Annotated in this window: 1 protein-coding gene; it reads right to left on the bottom strand. The window is 60.1% G+C overall.

The features are described 5' to 3' along the window. A partial coding sequence (locus tag BLT65_RS46245) for an ATP-binding protein (protein WP_166644854.1) occupies positions 1–1,177 on the bottom strand: 1,177 nt, incomplete at both ends.

Raw genomic sequence — 1,177 nt, 5'->3', positions numbered from 1 at the left:
CAAACTCAGGCCGCGCCGTGACAAGTACCAGCAGCCGGGAGGACACCAGTCGCTCAACCACGAGCCGGACAAACTCGAGTGATGATGGATCGATCCAGTGCGCGTCTTCGACAACGAAAAGTACCGGCTGAACGCGTGTCGACGTTTCGAGTATCGCCACCAGCACGTCCAGCGTCCGGCGCTTGAAGGAAGACGAAGATGTCTCAACTGTCGGATGGCGCGCTCCTGTCGGAATCCCGAGCAAATTTGTAAGAACCAGTAGCGTCTCGTCGGCATCGACTCCGAGTCTCGCGATCCCAGCCTCTAGCCGCTCCATATCCGACGCATCCGAAGCGTCGGGGCCGACGCCGAAAGTGCGCTGTAGCCAGTGTTGTACCGGCCAAAAAGGGCTGTTGCGATAGTACGCGGAACAGTGAAGCGAAACGACCACATGTGTATCGTCACTAATGCCGTCGCAGAGCGCCCGCAGCACGCGAGATTTTCCGATCCCCGGCTCGCCTGTCAACAGCACGCAGTGCATTTCCCCATCGACACTCTGCCTCCAGTGCCGCCGGAGCATCTCGAGTTCTGCAGCCCGGCCGATGAGTGGCGTGATCCCTTGGACCACCCTGATTTCGAAGCGGCCGATCGTATCCGCTTGCGCCAGCACGCGTTGAACCCGGACCGGACCAGTGACCCCTTTCAGTTCGCGCCAGCCAAGGTCTTCAAGCTTGAACGATCCCTGGATCAGGTGTTGGGCGGCCGGTCCCACGACTATCGCGTCGGGAGGAGCGAGCGACTGCAGTCTTGCGGCAATGATTGGTGCCTCTCCGACGATCGCACGGTGATCCAGCGAAGATCCAGCGCCAATCGCGCCGGCTACGACAAGTCCCGTTTCGATCCCGATTCGCGCCTGCAGGCGCACGCCGTACTCCGTTTCGATGAGTTCGTTGGCCTCGCGAAGCGCAGCTATGGCGGCAAGGGCGGCGAGTACTGCACGTATGGCATCGTCTTCGTGCGCATTCGGATAGCCGAAATAGACGAGCAGGCCATCGCCGATATAAAGCGCGATATGGCCTTCATGCGCTTCGATCGCGCGTGCGCAAGCTTGATGGTAGACCCCTAGCAGACGTCGCATATCCTCTGGATCGAATCGTTCCGCTAGCGCTGTCGAATCGATGAGGTCGATGAACATCAC

The sequence above is a fragment of the Paraburkholderia steynii genome, assembly GCF_900100565.1.
GTDB lineage: Bacteria > Pseudomonadota > Gammaproteobacteria > Burkholderiales > Burkholderiaceae > Paraburkholderia > Paraburkholderia terrae.
Note: the sequence above shows the minus strand (reverse complement) of the source record. Positions and strands in the feature narration are given on the sequence as shown.